Origin of the sequence: Flavobacterium soyae (genome assembly GCF_045348165.1) — a bacterium.
Classification (GTDB): domain Bacteria; phylum Bacteroidota; class Bacteroidia; order Flavobacteriales; family Flavobacteriaceae; genus Flavobacterium; species Flavobacterium soyae.
On sequence record NZ_CP150845.1, the window covers coordinates 1,323,884 to 1,337,586 of the forward strand.

Sequence of the window (13,703 nt, forward strand, 5' to 3'; positions counted from 1 at the left end):
GCAGCAAAAAATGGAAAAAAGAACTTATTTCTATTTTTTTTAATTTTATTTAACCAAAATATCAGTAAACACGGCGGAAAGTGCTTTTATCAAGTTGATAATTTTTTGGCTAAAAAATTTAAAAATTAACTATACTGAAGTTTGTTTTTGAGAATATTCTTATTTGATAATTGATTGTTTGAAAAATTACAAATAGTAATTTATAAGAAAAATCCTTTTATCTTTTTTAGAGAAAGACAAAAGGATCATTGAAAATTGAATTTATTTTTAAGATGTAAAATTAAATTTTGGATAATTAGTTTTTCAAATCTTTGATTACTTTAAAAGCAACATCAACCTGATCTTCACCAACAAGAATTGTAAATTCATTTGAAGTAGAAATTACCTCATTTATGATAATTCCTTCCCAGGCTAAACGTTGAAAGATGAAATAGTAAATACCAGGAACAACGATGTTTTCTTTTGGTAGTTTTACAGTAATCGAAGCCAGATTGTCTAATTTCTGGATTAGTTTTTCTCTCATAAAGTGTTTTTCAACTAAATGATTTACACTGCTGCTTACTACAATATTAGTTTCGTTGACACCACGAGATGAGGTATAGAAAATATCAGATAAAGCATTGATATCAGAAATTAAATCGGCTTGTTTGTTTAATACAGTTTCAGAAGCTGCAAAAGTGTAATCTGTCAGCTCAGATCTTACTGTGATTTCGCCAATATTCTTGATTACCTTATTGATTTTATGGTTTAGTTTAAAATCTAATTCTTCAGTCAATCGCTTCAGCGACATTACAACAGCGCCTTGTTTTACTTCTTTGCCAAATTCATTTTCTAACTCGGTCATAATGTTCCGAGAAAGAGACGTCAGGTTTATAATCCCGAGAGATAAAGCGTTTAAGAGAAATGGTTTCGTTTTGATGTAATTTTCGACGATGGAAGAAACGGTTTTCATAATTTTTTTCTTTTTTTTTGTAACTTAATTGGTCTAGTTTGGTTAATTAGATGTTATAAATTTATGCAAATATAAATAAAAAAACAATTTGTTACAATTATAACAACAAAAAATTATGTTAAAAATGATAAAAAGCGTCAGTAAGATGTTCAATTGCAAATGATTCCCTATTTTTATGGATTGCAACGATGTCAAATCGGATATTTAAATCTTCATTAAAATCCTTTTCCCTATAGTTTATGTAGGCATTTACTGCTTTTATTAAGAGTTGAATTTTTTTTGGCTTGACAAAATCCTGCGGAGAACCAAAATCTAAACTTGATCTTGTTTTTACTTCAACAATTGCCAAAATATCATTTTTTTGAGCGATAATATCTATTTCTGCTTTTTGAAAAACCCAGTTTCGGTCTAAAATTTCGTAACCGTTTTGCTGTAGATATTCTACAGCAAGTTCTTCTCCTTTTTTACCAAGTTCGTTGTGTTCTGCCATGTTTTTTGCTTCAGGTTTCAAGTTTCAGGTTTTTGAATCTTGATAAAGTTTTTTGCACACAAAGACGCGAAGCCGCAAAGTTTAAATTTTACTTTGCGGCTTTGCGTCTTAGCGAGAAATGTTTGTTTTTTTAACGGATTAAAATCCGTTGCTACAAATAAATCGTTCCTCCTGAACTTTTCTGGAAAGTGCCTTCGGCTCGACTAATTTTATAGGGATGGATATTAATCCATCCTTAATTTCATGTTAGCAATTATATATGTGGTATTTAAATTTTCTTATACAAAAGAAAATTCTCAGATGGTCTCATTTCTGAAAAGTAACCGTACTTCCAGATGCATTAACATCGATAGAAATTGTGCTTCCCATAACTAAAGCACGATTATCCTGAATATGCCCGGCCGGAAAATTAAAAATTACGGGAATGTTGTATTTTTTAGTAACATCATCAATAATTTCTAATGCATTTTTCCCCCACGGAACTTCGTTATCTTTCATTTTTGTCATTCCGCCAATGATAATCCCTTTAAGGTTTTCGATACAGCCGTTGCGTCTTAAATTCATCATCATACGATCAATGTGATACAGGTATTCATCTAAATCTTCAATAAACAAGATTTTATCTTTACAGTCAATTGCAGAAGGAGAACCTAATAAACTGTATAAAATAGAAAGATTTCCGCCCACTAATTCACCAGTTGCTTTACCAAAGCGGTTCATACTGCTTGGTTCGATAGAATAGGAAAGAGGCTCGCCAAACAAACTCGATTTCATTGAACTAATCGCCGCCGGAGTCGCACGCGGAATCGTAACCGGCATAACGCCATGAATAGATTTGTAACCCATCGTGTTTAAATGATTGTGCAAAACTGTAACATCACTAAAACCAATAACCCATTTTGGATGTTGTTTGAATTTTGTAAAATCTAGCAGATCTAACATTCTCACTGTTCCATAACCGCCTCGAACACACCAAATCGCTTTGATATTCGGATTATCTAATTGCTTTTGAAAATCGGCTGCACGCTGTTCATCTGTTCCGGCCAATTGGTGGTAATCTAATCCAATTGTACTTCCAACAACCGCTTCCAGACCCCAGCTTTTAAGCAAATCTATAGTTGGTTTTAAATTGTCGTCGATATTTTTTCTGGCTGTTGCCAAAAGTGCTACGGTATCTCCTTTTTGTAAATAAGGTGGTGTTATCATGATTTGTTGGGATTGACAGGTAAATGATTGTAAAGCAAAAATAAGAAATGCCAGTTTAGCACCATTAAAATATTTTGTGATAGTAAGGAAGCTTTTCATAGTTTATTTTGCTTATTTGAATGTTGAGATTAACAAATATAAATTATTTACTCAATTAAATTATAGAAAATTCCTACAAATTATTTAAATTGAGCTCTTAAATTTTTAAAGTTATGCAAATTATTAAATTTCACTTTTGTTTACTCGCCTTTTTTATAATTTCTCTTTCAAATGCACAATCTAAAAGATATGTAATTCATACTGCAGCTTTTTATAATTTCGAAAACCTCTTTGATATTTATGATGATGCCAGTACAAATGATGATGAATGGACGCCAAATGGCGCTCAGCATTGGACAAAAGAAAAATACGAACAAAAACTAAAAAATCTTTCAAGAGTAATTTCTGAAATTGGAAATCCTGAAAACTCTAATGCACCCACTTTAATTGGCTGTTCTGAAGTTGAAAACCGCGGCGTTCTGGAAGATTTAATTAAACAGGAAAAAATAGCACCTTACGATTACGGAATTATACATTTTGATTCTCCCGATCAACGCGGAATTGATGTTGCACTTTTGTATCAAAAGAAATATTTCAGGCCCACTTCTTATGCTAATATTCCGTTGTTGATTTACAAAAACAAACCTATTATTCAGGAAGATAAAAATGAAGATTTAGGCGATGTTGAAATCAAAATAGATACTAAAAACAGGGTTTTTACCAGAGATCAGCTTTTAGTAACAGGCTTTTTAGAAAATGAAGAAATCCACATTATTGTCAATCACTGGCCTTCGAGATCTGGCGGAGAAAAAGCAAGCAGTCCGTTTCGTGAAGCAGCTGGAAGATTAAATAGAAAAATTATTGATTCCCTTCAGCAAATAAATCCAATGGCAAAAGTCATTACAATGGGAGATTTAAATGACGGACCTTTTAATAAAAGTATAAAAACCGAATTGGGAGCAAAAGCAAAAAAGACAGACGTTCCTGAATTTGGTGTTTATAATCCATTTGAAGAAATGGCAGAAAGAGGAATGGGAACTTTAGCCTTTAGAGATTCCTGGGATATTTTTGATCAAATCATTATGACAAAATCTTTTATTGAACCTAATTTTTCAAGTTTTAAATTCTGGAAAGCAGGAATCTTTAATCGACCTTATCTAATTCAAACTTCGGGAAAGTACAAAGGATATCCGTTAAGAAATACTTTAACCGAGGCTGGTTTTAGCGATCATTTTCCGGTTTATGTTTATTTAATACGAGAGATAAAATAAATCACAGCTTTCAGTCTCAGTTTTCAGTCTGAATACTGAGACTGCCACTGTATACTGAATACTTTTCATTACCTTAGCTTTTCATAAATTCTGAAAAAAATGGCTATAGCAAAACCATTCAATCTAACAAAATGGATTGAAGATAACCGACACTTATTAAAACCACCAGTTGGAAATAAAAATCTATATGTTGACTCAGGCGATTATATTGTAATGATTGTTGCCGGACCAAATGCACGAAAAGATTATCATTATAACGAAACCGAAGAACTTTTTTATCAATTAGAAGGAAGTATAAAAGTTGTAATTCAGGAAGACGGCGAACGCAAGGAAATGGAATTAAATGCCGGAGATATGTATTTACATCCCGCTAAAATCCCACATTCTCCAGTTCGCTCAGAAGGTTCAATAGGATTGGTTATTGAGCGTAAACGTGCCGGAAAAGGATATACAGACGGTTTACTTTGGCATTGTGATAATTGCAATCACAAACTTTACGAAGTGTATTTTGAACTGCATAATATCGAAAAAGATTTTCTTCCTCATTTTGAACATTTCTACAATTCAGAAGAATTAAGAACTTGTGATAACTGCGGAACAGTAATGGAAACGGATCCGAGATTTACTGCTAAGAAATAACTAATTTATCTCGAGTACGAGTATTAAACCCGACAGGTTTTTAAAACCTGTCGGGTTTATTTTTGTGTTAAAGAAAATTTTTAGTGTTATATTTGATATATATTTGCATCAAATATGACATTAAAAAGAATCAATTATGATACAAGAAATAATCGCATATAAGAATATAGTAGATAATATTGAGTCTTTAATGGACAAATCTCCTTATAAAAAAAACTATATTATTGAAAAAGTTGGCATTTCTAGCCCAACGTTTTATAGAAAATTGAAAACTCAATCATTTACTCCAGATGAAGTACTTTCAATTGCTAAGATTCTTTCACCAGAAGAAAATTTCAGATTACAATTAAAAGCAGAAATTGAAAATGCTAAACGTGAATATGAAGAAGGTAATTTTATGACTCATGAGGAAATGTTACTTGAGTTAAAAAAGAAAAATATAATTTAAAAATTTAAAATGGTTAAGGGTTTTTGACGATTGTCATAAAATTCAATTAAATGAATAAAATCCCGATTTAGAATGTAATAAAGAGAAATGTTTTTTGTGACTAATATTTCATTGCATTCTAAATCATGTCTAAATTTTCCTAAATGAGGATTTATTTTAACTAAATCAATAATATGTAAAACCTCATTTACAAATTTTTGTGCAATTTCATTACTTCGAAATTGCGTTAGATAATTCCTTGTTGTATAAAACGTATAAGTTGCCCTTGAAGACCAAACAATTTTCATTAATAAAAATTTATTTGGCTAAAATATAAAAATTAACTTACAAATATTTATTTCTACAACTCAATTTTTTTCCCTTGTTCTGGATAAATAATCTTCAATCCTAAATCATTTTGGCTTTTCAACTGCTCTTTAATTTTAGCAATATTTTTAGAAGGCGGTTTTAAATGCGTAATAATGATTTTGAAATTCTTTAAAGAACCTTTTCCGGCTAATTCTTCCAAAGCATAAAGTTCAGTCATTAAGTGATTTGGAGTTAAGTGACCAAATAAAAATTGGTCAGGCTGCTCATTTGGGAAAGAAACTTCAATTAAAATACCTTTCAATTGTTTGCTTTGAACCAAAGGTGCAACTGCAGTCCACAAAGCTTTTAATTTATCGCTTTTTTCAACAGAATCAGGGCCTGTATCTCCTAAATAAAGAACATAATTATCTTCATTTTTAATCAAAAAAGCAGTACTCTCAAACGGGTTAACATGACTTAAAGGAAAAGCTTTAACCGTCATTGACGTATTCGAAAGCGGTGTTTCTTCGCCTAAATTTAAAGTTTGAAAATGATATTTTTTTAACGGAAGTCCAACGCCTTTGTCTCCAAAATTAGCCCAGGTTTGATCGTTGAAATAATGATTTTCCATCATTTCCATACATTTTTCAGTCGCATAAACCGTTTTAGAAGAATCGGCAGGAGAATTTATAATTAATCCCGAAACGTGATCTAAATGAGCATGCGAAATTAAATACCCTTTTATGTATTTTCGTAAAACTTCGCTGGTCGAAACTTTGAAGACTTTATTTTCAATTGCTTTTTCAATTCCTGCATTTAGGGTTCCGGCATCCAGACAAACAAAATCTTTTGTGTTTGAAGGTGCAATTAAATAAGCCGAAAGATTTTTCTCGTCAATTCCGCCTTTTATTCCTAAAGGAACAATCTGAAAAGAAGATTTTTGTTCTTTTTGAGAAAAAGCATTAAATGAAATTAAGACAAAACAAAGCAAAAGCCGACTGAAATGGGTCATATTTATAATTTTAGAAATGCAAATTTCATCAAATTTACCGAATAAATCAGGATCGCTTTGCGTTAATACTTGTAAAATAACGCTAAATTTACTTTGTCTTTAATAGTTCAATATCATTTGAAATTAATTCTAAAATAATATCTTTACATAAAAATATAACAATTTTAACTAAAAAAGTTACAATGACAACAATAGCATCACAATTTGGCATGAATGAAGCTCTGGAAAAACTAGGTATTAAACTGGTTAACGAAGGAACTTCAACTGGAGTAGAGAACTTTTCATCGGGTGGAATTTTAGATAGTTTTTCTCCTGTAGACGGAAAATTAATTGCATCTGTAAAAACGTCTACACTTGAAGATTACGAAAAAGTAATGCGTTCTGCGACAGAAGCATTTAAAACATTTAGATTGATCCCAGCGCCGCAGCGTGGAGAAATCGTGCGTCAGTTTGGAGAAAAATTACGTCAAAACAAAGAAGCACTTGGTAAATTGGTTTCTTATGAAATGGGAAAATCACTGCAGGAAGGTTATGGAGAAGTTCAGGAAATGATTGATATCTGCGATTTTGCCGTTGGATTATCTCGTCAATTACACGGATTAACAATGCATTCTGAAAGACCAGGACATAGAATGTACGAACAATATCATTCTTTAGGAATTGTTGGAATTATTTCGGCTTTTAATTTCCCGGTTGCCGTTTGGTCCTGGAATACTGCTTTAGCGTGGATTTCCGGAGACGTATGTGTTTGGAAACCTTCTGAGAAAACACCTCTTTGCGGAATCGCCTGTCAAAATATTATTGCTCAGGTTATCAAAGAAAATAATCTGCCGGAAGGAATTTCCTGTTTGATAAATGGTGATTATAAAATAGGAGAGTTATTAACAAAGGATACCCGTGTTCCTTTAATATCTGCAACTGGTTCTACAAGAATGGGAAAAATTGTAGCACAAACCGTTGCCGCAAGATTAGGAAAATCTTTATTAGAATTAGGAGGAAATAATTCAATTATTGTGACTCCGGATGCAGATATTAAAATGACAGTTATTGGAGCTGTTTTTGGAGCTGTAGGAACTGCAGGTCAGCGTTGTACATCAACAAGAAGATTGATTATTCACGAAAGTATTTATGATAAAGTAAAAGATGCTTTAGTGGCAGCTTACAAACAATTACGCATTGGAAATCCGCTTGATGAAAACAATCATGTTGGTCCGCTTATCGATACGCATGCTGTTGAAATGTACGCTGTAGCTTTAAATAAAGTTGTTGCAGAAGGTGGAAAAATTTTGGTTGAAGGCGGAGTAATTTCGGGTGAAGGTTACGAAAGCGGCTGTTACGTAAAACCTGCAATTGCTGAGGCTGAAAATTCATTTGCAATTGTTCAGCACGAAACTTTTGCTCCGGTTTTATATTTGATTAAATATTCTGGTGATGTAGATAATGCTATCGAACTTCAAAATGGTGTGGCTCAAGGATTATCTTCTGCAATTATGACGAACAATTTACGCGAAGCTGAAAGATTTTTATCTGTAACAGGTTCTGACTGCGGAATTGCGAATGTAAACATAGGAACTTCGGGAGCTGAAATTGGCGGAGCTTTTGGTGGTGAAAAAGAAACCGGAGGCGGTCGTGAATCTGGTTCTGATGCCTGGAAAATATACATGAGACGTCAAACAAATACGATTAATTATACAACGAATCTTCCTTTGGCACAAGGAATTAAATTTGATTTGTAATTAAATCACTTTTAAAACTATAAAGAAGGCTTCCAAATTTTGGAAGCCTTCTTTTTTTATAAATTATTATCAGGGTTTATTTTTTAATAATAGTTTGGTTAAACGAATCCTCAGCAGTATAAATTTTTGCTAAGTAAGTTCCTGTTGAAAGCTGACTGATATCAATGGTTTCAGTTCCTTTTTGAACAGTTTTTACTAGTACGCCTGAGATATTATAGATTAAAACCTTTTCTACTTTTTGATTCGGATCTGATAAGTATAAAATGTTTGATGCCGGATTAGGATAAACAAATACTTTTTCAATTTCTGTATCAGCAGGAGCTTCTATTTTTGCCATACGTAGTGTTCCACCGCTGTAAACTGTACTCATATAAAATAGATTTGAAGTGTCTTTTTTCGTAATAGTATGACTTCCTGCAGCTAATGATACTGTTACGATTCCGTTAGAAGCTACTTTATCTACATTGTCAACTTTTATTGTTGCTGAAGCTTCTACAAAAACAAGTGTTAAAGTACTCGCTTGACTTGTGGTAAATGAAATGTTGGTAGAAGATTCAATTTTTAAACATTGTGTTAAAGTCAAACCATTATACGTAACAGTACCTTTAGTTGTAGAAAGATTTCCTGTAATTGCATAAAATGTACTTGTTTTTCCAGAAGTCGTAAAATTGTGGATTTCGCTTCCAGATGTACCTGTATTTACAGTTATTGTTCCAGACCCCGTTGCAGCAGTTCCCGTTCCTGTCGTTGCAACTGAATAAGAAACCGTTGCAGTTGGCGTTCCGGTAATGGTAATTGTTTTGGCCGAAGTGTTTTTTACAAAAGTTAGCCCAGATGCCGGCAAACCAGTCACTGTGGCATCAGTTGCAGTTCCGCCCCAGGTAAATACAATTGAGTTTATTGCAGTCCCGCTGGTTACAGTCTGGCTGTTATTATTTGTTGATGTTAAGGTTTGAGTTCCTGCCGCATTTACGGTAATAGTTCCTGAGCCCATTGCAGGAGTTCCTGCAGTTCCTGTTGTAGCGATTGAATAATTTACGGTTGCAGTTGGTGTTCCCGTGATAGTGATTGTTTTTGCAGATGTATTTTTTACAAAAGTCAATCCCGAAGCTGGCAATCCAGTTACAGCAGCATCTGTTGCATCTCCTCCCCAGGTAAACACAATTGCGCCGATAGCAGTTCCGCTCGTAACAGTTTGATTGTTATTTGAGGTTGAAGTTAAAGTTTGATTTCCGGCTGGAGGATTTGTTCCGTCCTGCACATAAACTAATGTAGTTTGATAATTCGTTAAAGCCGATTTTAATCCTGTATTTACTGCATCAGCGGTATCGTCAACAGCATTATTAAATGTCCATTGCAAATCTCCGCCAGAAACGCGCCCTGCATATTGCATAACATTTGTTTTTGCCGTTTCCGGGCTGTCAGGAGTATAAGAATACATTACACTTGAATTTGTATCGAAATTGTTATATGTCTTAGCGCCTTTTTTTGATGTAATGCTGCTGCTAATCGTTTCATTTCTGGTTGAAGCGACATAAGCGTCAAATTCAACAGGGTAAGTTGAAGCATTGTACCCTACAAATCGAGTTTGTCCGCTCATAGTATTATTAAAAGCTTTTATAGTTCCGCCGTCTTCACTTGAAAAAGTTCCTGTGGCCCCATTATATACATCGGTTCCCTGCATTGAAGTCAACATTGGGTATTTACAATTTCTAAAATAATTGGCTTCTACAAAAACTGATGAACCTAAAGTTGATCCTACACCATATTTTGAATTTCCATCATAATAGTTGTTATAAACGTGGGCAGAATAGTAGCGTACACGGGGATGACGTGAATCAGAATGGTCGTACCAGTTATGATGATAGGTAATATATAAACCGGCAGTAGTCCCTTCGCTTAAACCTAAAAGATTACTTTTTCCTGAATCCCAAAAGTGATTGTATGAAAAGGTAATATAAGTAGATTTTTTACAGTCTAAAGCTCCGTCACCTTTAACTTGGTCTGCATCGCTTCCGGCATTTCCATAAAAGAAATCACAGTTATGAACCCAAACGTAATCATTATCTTGCTGTAAGCCAATATTGTCGCCTTCGCCGCTGTCACAGTTCATTGTTCCAATATTTCGAATTTCAATGTTTGATGCATTTTTTACTCTTATTCCCCAGCCATCAGCGACTGCATCATTCCCAATTCCTTCTAAGGTAAGATATGCCGAAGCATTTTTATTATTTTCAATGACAATATCCCCGCTCATCATGTATGATAAATCAGTAATTTGCCCAACTATACGAATAATAAAAGGTCTTAAATCATTGCCTTTTTTGTAACCGTCAAGAATGGTCTGTAAACCAACACAGGGATTTGATGTTGCACCAGTTACATTAAGAGAAACGGTGTTTTTAGTCTGCTCTGTTACGTAAATAATCGCAGCATTGCTTTTTGGAGTTCCATCAGTATTATATGCGCCCGGTACACGAGAATTTGCAAAAGCAAATCCAGACCTATCATGTGCTTTAACTGTTAATGAACCAGTTGTGGTGCCAGCTCCTTCAACGCCAGAAATAACTGGTTTGATTTTTACAGTATAAGCCCCGGCCTTTAAACCCGGAATATCTGCACGAAAATAAGTTCCATAGCTCCTAATAAGCTGGTTGTCAATTTTTCTGTCAACAATTCCTTCTCCTGTATAATAAACATTATAAGTTTGGGCATTGGTTACAGGCTGCCATTTTACAAAAACGGATTCAAGCCATCCGCTGGCTTCATTAATTTGCTGTGACCAAGTTTGGACAGCAATAAAAAACATAGCTAAGAAAAGTAGGTTTTTTTTCATAATTGTTTAAGTTAGACATTAATAATAGTTTTTTGTGGTTTTTGCGGTTCTCGAGTACAATAAAAATTGTAATCGATTACACGAAATTATACAAAATTTCGATATTATTATTTATTTTGTCTTAAAAAAACAAATATGAAAAAATAATGGGTTATATTTTATTTAAAATGTAATTTATTGCATTAATTGTAATTTATTACATGTTAAAACATTTTAAGTAAAAGCCTTGTTTTATTGATGTTTTAAAGAAGTAAAATGAGTGTGCTTTTTAAATTTATATTTTTATAACTTTTGTATTAATTTTTGTTAAAAACTAAAATTTGTAAGAAAAAAGAATATTTCGTAATTGTTTATATTTTGAATTTACAACCTAATTATTAGAGTATTGAGCATAAAAAAAGCCTTTTTGGAATCTCCCAAAAAGGCTTTCTTATTTTATTGATGTTAAGAACTTAATCTTTACTTGATAATTTAGATAATAATCTTAAGAATTCAATATATAACCAAACTAATGTTACCATTAATCCCATTGCGCCGTACCATTCCATGAATTTTGGCATTCTTTGTTCAACTCCTTTTTCAATTTGGTCGAAATCTAAGAATAAGTTCAGAGCAGCAATAATAATTACAAAAACACTAATTCCGATACTCATCATTGAGTTTCCATAATGAACCGGAGTAAAGTTAAAAATTAAAGAAGCAAGCCATGAAATTAGATAATAAGTTGCAATAGCAAGAGTAGCAGCAATTACAACTGATTTGAATTGTTCTGTAACTTTTACGATTCTAAATTTATATAAACCTAAACAAACTAAGAACGTAACCAATGTGGCTCCAACAGCGTTTATTACGATTCCAGGATACATAGCTTCAAATATTGCAGAAATTCCTCCAATGAATAATCCTTCAAATAAGGCATAACCCGGAGCAAGATACGGTGACAATTGTGGTTTGAATGCAGAAATTAAAACAAGAACAAATCCAACAATTGCACCGCCAATAGCAGGCAGCATAATGTTCATTCCGTTAAAAGCCATCCACCATGTTACCATAGCAGCGCCGCATAATATTAAAAATAAAATAGCTGTTTTATTAATCGTACCAGACAAAGTCATTTCCTGATTGTAATCAATAATCTTTGCTTCGTGTACTTCTTCAGCTCTTGAAACAGCATTTGATGAAAAACGCTTGTTACTTAAAAAAGGATTTTTTGAATTGAAGGCCATAGTTTTTATGCTTTTAGTGAACCCAAATATATGGAGTTTTTTCGAAGTCTGTAATTTAACTTTAAATTTTTAACATGAAATTTTCTTTTGAAAAATGCTGTAAAACAAAAAATCCATCAAAAGAAACTCTTGATGGATTTGTATATTTTTTAATCTGAATTTTTAATTCAATAGATCTAAAATTAATGAAGGAAATAAACCTAAAGCAATATTTAAACCAATTGAAATAATAGCAACGGCATAAATAAGGAATGGTTTTCCTGTACGCTCTTCATTTGGTTCTTTAGAATACATTGCCAAAATTAATTTGAAATAATAACCAACACTTATGATAGAGTTGATTACTGCAACAATTACGATGGCAACATAACCAGCGTGAAGTGCCTGATTAAACAAGAATAATTTTGCAAAGAATCCTGAGAAAATAGGAATACCGGCCATAGACAATAATGAACCAGTCAAGATTGCAGCTAATAGTGGATTTGTTTTTCCTAAACCGTGGAAGTTTGTAACATCTTCGTTATCCTGATTTTTGCAAACGTATAAAATTACGCTGAATGCAGCGATACCGGCTAAAGCGTAAGCAGCAGTGTAATACAATAAAACTCCTGCGGAAGTTGCAATCGTTAAGAATGTAATTAACATGAAACCTGCGTGTGAGATTCCAGAGAATGCAAGCATACGTTTTACATTTACCTGACGCAAAGCCATGATGTTTCCAACCGTCATAGAAGCAATTGAAATTACAAGAATGATATTTTCAAATGTTCCTAAAAGATCCTGATTTTCTAAAGAAGGAATTAAATTCAATCCTGAAACTAATTTAAATAATGTTGCAATCGCTACAACTTTAGCAAGTGTACTCATTAAAGCAGTTGTTAAAGCTGGAGAACCTTCGTAAACATCTGGTGCCCAAAAATGAAATGGTACAGCAGCAACTTTAAAGAACATTCCAATTGTCATTAAAATCATTCCGATAGGAAACCAGATTGGTAACTCAGCAGATAAAGAACTTTCGTGAATTTCTGCAATATCAAAAGTTCCCATAGCTCCGTAAATTAAACAAATACCGAATAAGATAATTCCAGATGCGAATGATCCCATCAAGAAATATTTCATTCCCGCTTCATTACTTTTAATATTCAAACGGTCGCTCGCTGCAAGAACATATAATGCGATAGATAAAATTTCGATTCCAAGGAAAAACATCGCTAAGTTTCCAAAAGAAACCATAGCAACAGCACCAGCTAATAAAAACACTTTTATAGCAATATAATCAGAGATTTTTGTCTGGTGATTTTCGTAAAAATTATGACTTAATGCTACAAGGAAAATAGTTAGAATAATAAACAATGATGAGAATGCAGTAGAGAACTTGCTTACTGTAATCATGTTATTGTAATAACTTGCTGTTGTTCCAAATTCGTAAAAGTTTAGTGCCAAAACTCCCAATAAACCTAAAATGGTAAACGGAACAATGCCTTTTCTAAAATTTAGAATTTCAAACAATAGGCAGAAAATACCCAATCCTGTTATAGCTATTAATGTATTCATTTTTGT

The 13,703-nt window shown here is 33.0% G+C and carries 12 protein-coding genes; 4 read left to right on the forward strand and 8 right to left on the reverse strand.

Annotation, left to right across the window (positions count from 1 at the left end):
• Window positions 1-295: 295 nt before the first annotated feature.
• From AABD74_RS05905 to AABD74_RS05915, 3 genes are all read right to left on the reverse strand, one after another.
• Window positions 296-952 carry a hypothetical protein gene (locus tag AABD74_RS05905; protein ID WP_012023298.1) on the reverse strand — a complete coding sequence of 219 codons (657 nt, stop codon included), beginning with the start codon at window positions 950-952 and terminating at the stop codon, window positions 296-298.
• Between the two features lie 118 nt (window positions 953-1,070).
• Window positions 1,071-1,442 carry a YraN family protein gene (locus AABD74_RS05910; protein WP_232677817.1) on the reverse strand — a complete coding sequence of 124 codons (372 nt, stop codon included), beginning with the start codon at window positions 1,440-1,442 and terminating at the stop codon, window positions 1,071-1,073.
• Between the two features lie 306 nt (window positions 1,443-1,748).
• Window positions 1,749-2,648, reverse strand: coding sequence for an LD-carboxypeptidase (locus AABD74_RS05915; protein WP_053471574.1), 900 nt, complete (start codon window positions 2,646-2,648; stop codon window positions 1,749-1,751).
• A 212-nt stretch (window positions 2,649-2,860) separates the two neighbouring features.
• Here AABD74_RS05915 and AABD74_RS05920 point away from each other — a divergent pair, with 212 nt between their 5' ends.
• From AABD74_RS05920 to AABD74_RS05930, 3 genes are all read left to right on the forward strand, one after another.
• Window positions 2,861-3,958 carry an endonuclease/exonuclease/phosphatase family protein gene (locus AABD74_RS05920; RefSeq protein WP_406844961.1) on the forward strand — a complete coding sequence of 366 codons (1,098 nt, stop codon included), beginning with the start codon at window positions 2,861-2,863 and terminating at the stop codon, window positions 3,956-3,958.
• Between the two features lie 99 nt (window positions 3,959-4,057).
• Window positions 4,058-4,597 (forward strand): 3-hydroxyanthranilate 3,4-dioxygenase, encoded by a 540-nt coding sequence (locus AABD74_RS05925; RefSeq protein WP_073483783.1) that lies wholly within the window; start codon window positions 4,058-4,060, stop codon window positions 4,595-4,597.
• A gap of 136 nt (window positions 4,598-4,733) precedes the next feature.
• The gene (locus AABD74_RS05930; protein ID WP_406844962.1) at window positions 4,734-5,045 is read left to right on the forward strand and encodes a hypothetical protein; all 312 of its coding nucleotides are present in this window, start codon (window positions 4,734-4,736) and stop codon (window positions 5,043-5,045) included.
• Here AABD74_RS05930 and AABD74_RS05935 read toward each other — a convergent pair.
• Window positions 5,042-5,332 carry a type II toxin-antitoxin system RelE/ParE family toxin gene (locus tag AABD74_RS05935; RefSeq protein WP_406844963.1) on the reverse strand — a complete coding sequence of 97 codons (291 nt, stop codon included), beginning with the start codon at window positions 5,330-5,332 and terminating at the stop codon, window positions 5,042-5,044. The two genes, AABD74_RS05930 and AABD74_RS05935, sit on opposite strands and share 4 nt — an antisense overlap.
• A gap of 53 nt (window positions 5,333-5,385) precedes the next feature.
• The gene (locus tag AABD74_RS05940; protein ID WP_406844964.1) at window positions 5,386-6,345 is read right to left on the reverse strand and encodes an MBL fold metallo-hydrolase; all 960 of its coding nucleotides are present in this window, start codon (window positions 6,343-6,345) and stop codon (window positions 5,386-5,388) included.
• 182 nt (window positions 6,346-6,527) lie between these two features.
• Between AABD74_RS05940 and AABD74_RS05945 the strand changes: the two genes are divergently transcribed.
• Window positions 6,528-8,081, forward strand: coding sequence for an aldehyde dehydrogenase family protein (locus AABD74_RS05945; protein WP_406844965.1), 1,554 nt, complete (start codon window positions 6,528-6,530; stop codon window positions 8,079-8,081).
• A gap of 76 nt (window positions 8,082-8,157) precedes the next feature.
• Here the strand turns inward: AABD74_RS05945 and AABD74_RS05950 are convergent, their stop codons facing one another.
• The 3 genes from AABD74_RS05950 to AABD74_RS05960 all read right to left on the reverse strand — a co-directional run bounded on the left by AABD74_RS05950 (window position 8,158) and on the right by AABD74_RS05960 (window position 13,697).
• Complete coding sequence (locus AABD74_RS05950) at window positions 8,158-10,917, reverse strand: T9SS type A sorting domain-containing protein (RefSeq protein ID WP_406844966.1); 2,760 nt, start codon at window positions 10,915-10,917, stop codon at window positions 8,158-8,160.
• 452 nt (window positions 10,918-11,369) lie between these two features.
• Entirely contained in the window at window positions 11,370-12,143 is a 774-nt protein-coding gene (locus tag AABD74_RS05955; protein ID WP_232677671.1) for a Bax inhibitor-1/YccA family protein, read from the reverse strand.
• 162 nt (window positions 12,144-12,305) lie between these two features.
• The gene (locus AABD74_RS05960) at window positions 12,306-13,697 is read right to left on the reverse strand and encodes an NADH-quinone oxidoreductase subunit N (RefSeq protein WP_406844967.1); all 1,392 of its coding nucleotides are present in this window, start codon (window positions 13,695-13,697) and stop codon (window positions 12,306-12,308) included.
• Window positions 13,698-13,703: the final 6 nt, after the last annotated feature.